This is a genomic window from Curvibacter delicatus NBRC 14919 (assembly GCF_001592265.1).
Classification (GTDB): domain Bacteria; phylum Pseudomonadota; class Gammaproteobacteria; order Burkholderiales; family Burkholderiaceae_C; genus Hylemonella; species Hylemonella delicata.
In genome coordinates, this window is sequence record NZ_BCWP01000065.1 from 1 (window position 1) to 9,650 (window position 9,650).

At 56.1% G+C, this 9,650-nt stretch carries 6 protein-coding genes and 1 pseudogene; 1 reads left to right on the top strand and 6 read right to left on the bottom strand.

What is annotated here, in order from left to right; translation table 11 throughout:
- Positions 1 to 702 (bottom strand): annotated as a pseudogene (locus CDE01S_RS17415) (hypothetical protein); the annotation flags it as partial.
- A gap of 537 nt (positions 703 to 1,239) precedes the next feature.
- Here CDE01S_RS17415 and mgtA point away from each other — a divergent pair.
- Positions 1,240 to 3,918 carry a magnesium-translocating P-type ATPase gene (mgtA, locus tag CDE01S_RS17420; protein WP_084382975.1) on the top strand — a complete coding sequence of 893 codons (2,679 nt, stop codon included), beginning with the start codon at positions 1,240 to 1,242 and terminating at the stop codon, positions 3,916 to 3,918.
- 364 nt (positions 3,919 to 4,282) lie between these two features.
- Here mgtA and CDE01S_RS17425 read toward each other — a convergent pair whose 3' ends face one another.
- The 5 genes from CDE01S_RS17425 to CDE01S_RS18595 form a co-directional block, all read right to left on the bottom strand.
- Positions 4,283 to 4,846 (bottom strand): hypothetical protein, encoded by a 564-nt coding sequence (locus CDE01S_RS17425; protein WP_066710664.1) that lies wholly within the window; start codon positions 4,844 to 4,846, stop codon positions 4,283 to 4,285.
- 211 nt (positions 4,847 to 5,057) lie between these two features.
- Positions 5,058 to 5,681: a tyrosine-type recombinase/integrase gene (locus CDE01S_RS17430; RefSeq protein WP_066710676.1), complete on the bottom strand. Its 624-nt coding sequence runs from the start codon at positions 5,679 to 5,681 to the stop codon at positions 5,058 to 5,060.
- A gap of 313 nt (positions 5,682 to 5,994) precedes the next feature.
- Positions 5,995 to 7,185, bottom strand: a complete 1,191-nt coding sequence (locus CDE01S_RS17435; protein WP_066710666.1) for a DUF1501 domain-containing protein — start codon at positions 7,183 to 7,185, stop codon at positions 5,995 to 5,997.
- Positions 7,186 to 7,209: 24 nt separating this feature from the next.
- Complete coding sequence (locus tag CDE01S_RS17440) at positions 7,210 to 8,748, bottom strand: DUF1800 domain-containing protein (RefSeq protein WP_157077187.1); 1,539 nt, start codon at positions 8,746 to 8,748, stop codon at positions 7,210 to 7,212.
- Positions 8,749 to 8,842: 94 nt separating this feature from the next.
- A complete protein-coding gene (locus CDE01S_RS18595; protein ID WP_157077186.1) occupies positions 8,843 to 9,226 on the bottom strand; it encodes a hypothetical protein in 384 nt (127 codons plus the stop codon).
- Positions 9,227 to 9,650 lie beyond the last annotated feature (424 nt).

Here is a 9,650-nt window from a genome sequence, read left to right on the forward strand (position 1 = left end):
GCGGCCAAAGCGCACGCTGTAGTCATCCCAGGTCAGATCACCCGTTACACCGAAGGTGTAGCCGCGGGCGTCGGCAGCAAAGTCGAACGCACTGCTGGTCATCAGAGCCCAATTGAGAAAGCCGTTCGGCCCCTTGTGGGCGTAGCTGTTGTAGTCGTAGATACCCAGCAGGTCCTGCTTGCCCACGGTCAGCGTAAAGCGTCGGCCACGGGCTGCCTGGGCGAACTGCATGCCACCCTCATCGAGGTTCGTAGACTCACCACCCAGGTCAATGCGATGACGCACGTAAGCCTGAGCTGTGTAGTACATGAAATCTTTCTGGATGACACGCTGCAAATCGCTATTGGTCAAACCAGCCAAGCCACCAGCACTGCTCAATGCAACGCCGCGGATGGCCTCGGCCCGGTACCAGAACTCGGTGGCAGGAGAAACCCGATAGCCAATGTTCAAACCCAGCATCGTCGTCTGTGAACGCTCCAGCCCTGACTGAAAGCTGTTGCCGCCCTGGTCCGGGGTGTTCTCGTACCGGCTCGGAAAGCTGTCGTGGAACTGGCTGATCAGGTTGGCATCTCCATGGATGCGCCAAGGTGAGTCACCCTCAGGCAGACGCAGAAACGAGTCAGTGGTGCTATCAGCCGCCCAAGCGCAGAAGGGCACAAGCGCCGACAGCAATACAAACTTTTTGAAAAACCGCATGTTCATTCTTCCTGTTGTGAGTAGGGAGAGACTGCGAGTTCGTGATTCACCCAGGCAACAGCCAGGCCGGCCAACGGCTTGGCTGCATGCAGAGGAACAGATACTGTCGAGGAATTTCCGGAGAAAGTCCGGATTTAGAAGCGAGCGGCCGGCATGGCCGCTGCGGAATAGATGTCCGTGGGGCCTGTCAGGCAGCTGAGCCGATACTCAACCAACAACTGTCACTGGAACCATTACCCACAAGAAACCCCAAAAGTTGAAAACACGCGATTCTAATTTGTGCGCCGCAACATCGTCAAGCAAATTCATCGCAGAGGGCACTATGGTTGATAGACCGATGGGTTGGCGAAGAAGCCAGACAGTCGACTAAGAGGTAAGGTTGTCCGTAAATCGACCGTTTCCCGCCTCATCGGCTACCGCAAATTGGCGACGATGAAATACATTCTATGCATGTCGTCTATAGCAACATACGACGCGAGCTCCTGGGTTTCCATGATTTTGGGTCACCAGGATTCCCGTTGATCCTGCTTGCGAGGTCGTTGCATGGCTAAAGTCTCGACCGCCATCTTGCCCAAAAGCTGGCATGCGGCCAGTCGCGCCAAACGGCTAGCGATTCATGCGTCACCCATCTTGGTGGAGACGGCGGTGATGGACGCGTCGTCCGTCTATACGCATCTGGAGACGCGTCCAGAGGGGCTGACAACTCACGAGGTCAAATCACGAATGGCCCGGTACGGTCCGAACGTGCTCACGAAGGACCAGCGGCCCAAGTTTGTGCGACTACTCGGGCACGCGTTAAGTAATCCCCTCGTGATCCTGTTGGCCGTGCTCGCAACCATTTCGGGTGTGACCGGTGATTTCAGAGCTGCCTTTCTGATGCTCTTCATGATTGCTCTGAGCGTCGGACTGAGGCTGTTCCAGGAAGTTAAGGCCAACGACGCCGCCGCCAAACTCCGGGCCATGATTTCCGTGACGGCCACGGTGGTTCGCAACGGCGTGTCGCAGGAGATTGCCATTGCACATCTCGTTCCAGGCGATGTCGTCCGGCTGGCCGCAGGTGACATGATCCCCGCTGATGTGCGCATCGTACAGGCCAAGGATCTGTTTGTCATCCAGGGAGCCCTTACTGGCGAGAGCTTCCCGGTCGAGAAACATGAAGTTGAAAAGAACACCACGGTTGCTGCAACCACGCCGGTCGAACTGACGAGCATTGCCTTCCTGGGCACCAGCGTCGAGAGTGGCTCGGCCTGCGCTGTCGTCGTTGCGACGGGCAAGGACACCTACCTGGGCAGCATGGCCGAATCCATTCAGGAGCCGCACCCGGAAACCGCCTTTGACAAGGGCATTGCCCGTTTCACTTGGCTGATGCTGCGCTTTATATTGGTCATGGTGCCGCTCGTGTTTGCCATTAATGGCCTGACTAAGGGCAATTGGGGCCAGGCCTTCTTCTTTGCCCTTGCCGTCGCGGTCGGTTTGACCCCGGAGATGTTGCCGATGATCGTCACGGTCTGCCTGTCCAAGGGCGCCGTCGCCATGGGGCGCAAGAAAGTGATCGTCAAGCGGATTGAGGCGATCCAGAATCTGGGGGCAATGGATGTGCTTTGCACCGACAAGACCGGAACGCTGACGATGGATCACGTCATCCTGGAACGCCACTGCAATGTGACTCTGCGTGAGGATGAGGATGTCCTGGCGCTCGCGTACCTTAACAGCCACTTCCAGACGGGTCTAAAGAGTGTTCTAGATCGGGCTGTGCTCGCCCACGCCGAGACCCATGCGCAGGCCAACATTCCCGAACACGCCAAGGTCGACGAGATCCCCTTCGATTTCCAGCGTCGCATCATGTCGGTGGTGGTGCGTACGCCCGAAGGCCGGGACTGCATCATTTCCAAAGGTGCTCCGGAGGCGATTTTCCCGAGGTGTGTGAGCTTTGACCTTGATGGCACGCTTCTTCCGATGGATCACCAACACGTCGAGGACCTGAAGAAAGAGTATGAACGGCTGAGCGCAGATGGCTTCCGCGTGCTGGCCATCGCCACCAAAGACGTTGATCCACGCCGGGTTGTTCCGGGCGACGCAACTCCCTACAGCAAGGCCGATGAGTGCGAGTTGATCTTGCGCGGCTACGTAGCCTTTCTTGACCCGCCCAAAGACTCCGCCCGCGCCGCGATCAAGGCGCTGGAAGAACATGGCTTGGCGGTCAAGGTCATAACGGGTGATAACGACTTGGTGGCCCGCAAGATCTGCACCGAAGTTGGACTATCAACCGAGTTCGTTCTCCTGGGAGACGAGGTCGAGAAGATGAGCGACGCGGAACTCGCGGATGCCGCCTGGAGAACCACGCTGTTTGCGCGTGTCTCACCGGCGCATAAGCAAAGGATCATAAAGGCGCTGCAATCCAAAGGACATACTGTCGGGTTCCTGGGCGACGGCATCAATGATGCACCCGCGCTACATAGCGCCGATGTTGGCATCAGTGTGGACTGCGCAGTGGACATTGCCAAGGAATCTGCTGACATCATTCTCTTGCAAAAATCATTGCTCGTACTCGACGAAGGTGTGATGGAAGGCCGCAAAGTTTTTGCGAACATCGTGAAATACGTTCGCATGGGCGGGTCGAGCAACTTCGGTAATATGTTTAGCGTGCTGGGGGCCAGCGTCTTTGTGCCATTTCTGCCGATACTGCCGCTGCAGATCCTGGTCAACAACCTGCTCTACGACATCAGCCAGACTGCCATCCCAACGGATGAGGTAGACGTCGAGTCAATTGCACTGCCACGCCCGTGGGATCTCGGGTTACTCACCCGGTTCGTTGTTTTTATCGGACCCTGCTCCTCAATCTTTGACTACACGACCTATCTCGTGATGCTGTACGTGTTCAACTGCTGGGACACATCGACGCCGCAAGCTGCAGCTCTCAGTGCCAGTCTGTTCCAGACTGGCTGGTTTGTCGAAAGCCTTCTGACCCAGACGCTCATCATTCACGTCATCCGGACAAACAAGATCCCGTTTCTCCAGAGCCGGGCATCCTGGCCTGTGACGCTGATAACTCTGTCTATCGTGTTCATCGGGATCGCGTTGCCACTGTCACCACTGGGGCACTATTTCGGTTTTTCTACCTTGCCGCTGATGTACTGGCCGATTCTTGCGCTGACGCTCTTCTGCTACGTGCTACTGACGCAAGGCGTGAAAATGTGGCTGCTGCATCACAAGTGGATCTAAGCGCTGGCAACTCACGCTGCAGCGGGGGTTTTGAAGACCTTCCCTAGCCGCGTTTCATCGGCTTTGATGAACCGCATGCCTATGGTCGGTCTAGCTCAGCGTAGGCATTCGAGCTATCCCCCAATTAAGGGATCAAACGTCCGCTTACGGGAAAACTCTTGAACGGCCGGTTGTGGCCGAGTGTTGCCTGTTCTCGTTACGTTTCAATTGTCCAAAGCCCCAATGCCCGCTTCCCATTGACTAGCCTGCGGAACGCGACCCTAATCGGACGTACGGGTGGTGCGAAAGCGGCCGTTCAACATTTGAATTCACCGGACCCGCGCAGCTTTTCGCGAAAGGTCCGTGTTGACCGCAGGGTTAGGCATCACCGCTTCATTCCTTCGTAGTTCAGTAGCATGAAAGGCATGCCTCCATTGCACTCAGCGTCGCACCAAAGCGACCAGAAACTCTTTCCGTCTTTGACTTCGCCAACGGTCTGGACAAAGAGGACGACGTGCTTTTGCTCAGCTTGGTTGGTAAGCGTAAGGCGGTATGCATTCGCAATCGCACTGTCAGGCTTTGCACCCAGCGCTTTCGTTAGCTTTGCGGCTGCATCATCTGCGTCGGACCCGGAAAGCGGGACGAGTTCAACGGCTTTGAAATATGCGGCGTGCCCAACCTCCTTGGGCTGGCTTCGCACCATCTGCGCGGGCAAATGAACTGGCGCAAACGCACCTGGAAACGACCAGACCCAATGCTCCTTCGCCGCAAGCGAGTGGCCGAACTTAGTGCAGTAAATTTGGCCCCAGCGATCAAGAGGCGCGGGCAGTTTCAAGACTGCATCTGGAGGAGCGCCGTCGCAGGGGATGAGAACGCTCTCCTGCGCGAAACAGAGGCTCGATGAAAGCGCGGCGAAGAACAAGAAGGCGAGATTGCGGAGTATGTGCATGGTGATGCCTAACGAGGCTGTAGAAAAATTGCATTCATCGCCGCATTCTGCGGAGAGTACAACCGAATAACAAGGCAGCCGGTGTCGGCTATGCAGCCAACTCAACGAACGACCGCTCCTGGCCGGGAGTGTCAGTTCAACAGTGCACTTTATAGCCTGAGGTGAAGGTGTCCGCCGCCGCTTGAACCCTGGGCGGACACCGCTTTCCTCCTCAAATCTCTGTTTGCTCGGAGATTTCGAGGGCGTCATCGACCTCGATGCCCAGGTATCTCACCGTGGACTCCAGCTTGGAGTGCCCAAGAAGTAGCTGCACGGCCCGCAGATTCTTGGTTCGCCTGTAGATCAGCGTGGCTTTGGTCCTGCGCATCGAATGCGTCCCGTAGTCGGCGCGATCAAGTCCCAGTTCGTCCACCCAATGCCCAAGAATCCGCGCGTACTGGCGAGTGCCGAGATGGGGCGACTCGTGAAGGCGGCTGGGAAAAAGGAAGTCTTCCGATTTCAAACCAGCGAGCCTGATCCAGGCCAGCAAGGCATCTCGGGTCGCTGCCGTAATCTCAAACTGAACCGGCCGCTGTGTCTTGTGCTGCATGACAGTGGCGCGGGGCGCCACTTGGTCGCCATGGCAGACGTCGCGGACTGTGAGCGCGACCAGGTCGCATCCGCGCAGCTTTCTATCGATACCCAGATTGAAGAGCGCCAGCTCTCGTATGCGTCCCTCCATCTGAAGGCGGACTCGAAGCGCCCAGATGTCCTTGAGTTTGAAGGGCGCCTTCTGCCCGACGATCTTGCCCTTGTTCCACGGATCACGATGCGTGGTGTTTCCTACTACTTCCATGATGGTCTCCCATCGAGTTGAGGGCCACATAGGATGCGCCTGAGCGTGGCAGAAATGCCACGATTTACTGAGCCTTGGAAATCGCCGGTGCTCGGCAGTGGTAGTCTGCTTTGGGATACGCAGCGGGACTAACAGTTCCGGCCAGGAGCAGCCGCTCAGGAATTTTCTCGATAGCAGACGGTCACCCATCTGTTCGGTGGATTGGCCACATGGTCAGGGAACTCCTTCAACGCAGAAAGCGCGGTGGCCACCAATCGGCTTAGCTTATGGCGCAGATTTCCCAAGTTGTTCACCCTCTTCTGACTTTCTAGGCCTACAGCAGACGGAGGTCACGAGACTTGGCGCCAGGGAAGACACTGTCGATTTGGGTGGCGTTCAGTCCGTACTGCCGCTGGAGCAGCCCTCCCAGAACTGCCCGGTATTCGTTGAGTACAGGAAAATCGCGGTTTTGAAACAGAGTCGCTTGTTCCACCCGAACTTGCTCCCCCGCGACTTGGCTTCCTCGTACACTGCCGCCCATGACCCAGAATACCGATCCATGCCCATGGTCGGTGCCACGGTTGCCGTTTTGGCGGACAGTGCGGCCGAATTCACTCATTACCACGACAGTGGTATCCCGCCATGCCGAACCCATCTCTTGCGCAAAGGCGGCTAGCCCGACGCCCAACTCCCCTAGGCGATTGGCCAGATAGCCGTTGGCCGCACCCTGGTTCACATGGGTGTCCCAGCCACCTACGTCGACAAAGCCCAAGTTGTAATTGTCATTCATCAGCTTGGCGATTCGCCGCGCTTCCAGCTCAAAGCCTTTGGCATTGATGGCGTTGCGATTGGCGGAATCCATCTCTGCTGACATTTCTCGGAGCACTTCATCCCGCACACCAAAGCCTTCGGTCACCTGGGTGCTCATGGGGGTGCCCTGGTACATAGAGGCAATGATGCTACTCTGTCGGGCATCAACAGAGGGTTTTGCCAGTGAGCGCAGTGCGGTGTTAGGTACCTTCGTGCTGCCTTGAAATGCAAGCGGCAATTGGTCAGTAAAGGCTATCGGATTGCAGCCGGTCAAAACGCCCGCCAGCCGGTTCAGAAATCCGGAGCCATAGTCCTTGTGACCCTCCAGTGCTTGACCCATTTCCATACTGTCTTGCGTTTCAAAGTGGCTACGTGACAGATCGTGGGTTCCAGCGAAGGGAACAAAGGCTAACTCCCCGTTTCCGTAGTACGGGAAGAGTGAGTCGCGCAGCGCTGGGTGCAGACCCCAATCCGCCGTCAGGGGCAATGCGGATGTCAGTTCTGATGATGGTCGCCCTATTGCAATATCGGGGCGCGATGCGTAGTAAAAACTGCTGGACACCGGAACCAGCAGGCTGCAAGCGTCATATCCACCTCGCAGGAACACCACCAAAAAGCGTGATCGGATTCTGGGCGCTGCCAGTAGCCGGGTCATCCCAGTAAGGGGCAGTGTAGCCAAACCGGCTATTGCGCTCAATGCGTTACGACGTTGCATGGCGGGCTTTTCGTTGGACAGCCGTTATCGGCTCATCATTTCGGGCGACGATAGCAAGAAGGTGTTCCATTCCTGCGGCGAGGCTGCCTGTTCCAGGGCCTGGCGGGTGGCGGGTCTCAAAGTCTTGATGATGGATTGGTAGTACAACGCATTAGCCAGTTGAGGAAAGGCCGGACGCTCCTGTGGTTGAGGACCCGCGGAGCGGAACAGGCCCGCATTTCCCGAACCAATAGCCTTGGCCACCTCAAAGCGCGTGGTCAATTGCCCAGGACTGCTCCATGCCGAGGATTGCAGCGCATAGCCATCCGGCGTGGCTCGTCCGTACAAAGGCTCACCCATGCGGTTTATCCAGTTCAGCATTGGGCCCACATTGAGTACCGGTTTTTCGTCATAGGCCAAACGCACCGCGGACACCACAAAACGCACAGGATCCTTGAATTTTTGCTGCTCGGATATGGAAAATTCAGGTGACATGAATAACACCGCTAAGGTGCTAGCGATGTCACCATCGCTGCGCTCAAATGTTTGTGCCATGGCTTGCAGCAGTCGCTTCGGCGGTTCATCGGTTAACCAGTAAGTGGCCAGCTTTTTGCTGACGAATCGAGCGGTAGATGGGCTGCGCGCCAGACGGTCCAAGGCCTCATCCAATTCACCCAAACCTCTGCTGAGAATGGGCTGCCCCAACAGATGTTTGGCACCAAAATCATGGCGCGCGGGGTTGAATTCAAATAACCCTCGGCGCACGTAGTGACTTTGCAACTCCTTGCGTTGCCCTGGATTGGCTGAGCCCAGGTTGATGCCCACACCCGTCAAAACGCGTGCCAGTTCTTGTACGTCTTGCTGGGTGTAGCCGGCGTCCACGCCTAGGGTGTGCAGTTCCATCAACTCACGGGCAAAGTTCTCATTGATGTGGCCCACTGCGTTTTGCTCGTTATCCAGATAGCGCAGCATGGCGGGGTGTTGCACTACAGCCCCAAGTAAATCTCTGAACTTGCCCAGCGCGTACGGGCGAATGGCAGTTTCTTCGTAGTTGCCCACCATAGCGCGCAGGTTGCTCTTGCCTTGGTGCACGTTGAAATGATTAAGCCAGAACCAGGTCATTTCTTCCTGCACCTGATAGGGGGAATAAAGCGCACGCAGCAAATGGCGCGTAGCCGCATCGCGGGCCAGAAGGTTCATTTCCGTCTGGTAGGCCTGCTGCGCCATCTTCTTTTCGTCGTCGTTCGCCTTGGCCTCTGCATCCTTGCGGCGCTGATCCATGTCCCGAACCAGTTCCACTAACGGACGCTGGAGGCTAGTCATGCCATCGATTTGAGCTTGTATATCAGCAGGCAGATCGCCTACATTGCCCGGGTGTAACTGTGCTGCCAAATACGCATTGATGCCCATGGCACGTAAACGCTCCACGGTGCTGGGTGTTGCACCCCAAGTGATGCGATTGGCTAGCGTGTACGCATCTGCACTGGAGAGCGTAGTCGCAGGAATACCCGAACCAAGGGGCGCAGTACAGCCCGCACACACGACCGCCAACAGCACGGATGCCAGTCGTAGTGCAGGTACCACTCTAATTTTGGCCAATGACGTCAAAGCCTTTGTCTTAATGGGGATTGGGCGCCGTACTTCAAGGATCCGTTCCCATCACAGCGCCCAGTCCTTTTTAGTGATCGCGTCGACGCATGCCCTGTGTCCTTTCCTTGCGATCCTTACGCATATCAGATCGGTCATTTGCGATGTCACGTTTTTCCTTGCTGATCTCGCGCTGTTCCTGCTCGCGGCGGCCTTCCCATTTTTGCGCATCCTTCGTGTCACCACGTTTGACAGCCTGATCTTCTTTGCGTTGATCGAAATTGCGCTCACGACGTTCTTGATTCAAATCACGTTGATCTCGACCGATGTCTCGTCGATCTTGGTTGATGTCACGTTGTTCGCGGCGAATTTGACCGTTATCCGGCCGACCAGGATCAGCAGGCGCAGTAGTCTGCGCCAGGACCGGAATGGCAATGGCGGCCAACAGAGAGGTTACGAGCAGTTTGCATTTCATGATTGAGAGTCCTCGGGGTGGTCCGAATTTAAGTTTATTACCAGTCAATACAGATTGACTGATAACAACAACGTGGACCGAAGTCATCCGGCTGACAAGCCGATAGCAAAAGTTGCGCAAGTGGTTGCAAAAAATTGCAAGCAGTAGCCCACAGAGAGGACATTGGATCAAGAAAATTTTTGCGTTGCTTTTTAAGCAAATTGAAAGGTCGCTCCGTCTAAAGTCGCGTCAAGCACTGAAAAAATTCAACTCGAATACATGGTGCGCGTCAATTTAAGACCTCATAAATCCCCAAGTAAAAGTGGTACTCAAGTATTGTCAAATTGATGGCGGAAATTTCGGCGATGACCTCAACACCCTGATCTGGTCTCAACTGTTCCCTGATCTGTCTTCGCTCAAGGGCGATGCGCTGTTTTATGGCATT

What these genes read in the sequence shown, in the direction of transcription:
- mgtA (WP_084382975.1), top strand. Translation starts at nt 1,240, where the DNA reads ATGGCTAAAGTCTCGACCGCCATCTTGCCCAAAAGCTGGCATGCGGCC.
- CDE01S_RS17425 (WP_066710664.1), bottom strand. Translation starts at nt 4,846, where the DNA reads ATGCACATACTCCGCAATCTCGCCTTCTTGTTCTTCGCCGCGCTTTCA.
- CDE01S_RS17430 (WP_066710676.1), bottom strand. Translation starts at nt 5,681, where the DNA reads ATGGAAGTAGTAGGAAACACCACGCATCGTGATCCGTGGAACAAGGGC.
- CDE01S_RS17435 (WP_066710666.1), bottom strand. Translation starts at nt 7,185, where the DNA reads ATGCAACGTCGTAACGCATTGAGCGCAATAGCCGGTTTGGCTACACTG.
- CDE01S_RS18595 (WP_157077186.1), bottom strand. Translation starts at nt 9,226, where the DNA reads ATGAAATGCAAACTGCTCGTAACCTCTCTGTTGGCCGCCATTGCCATT.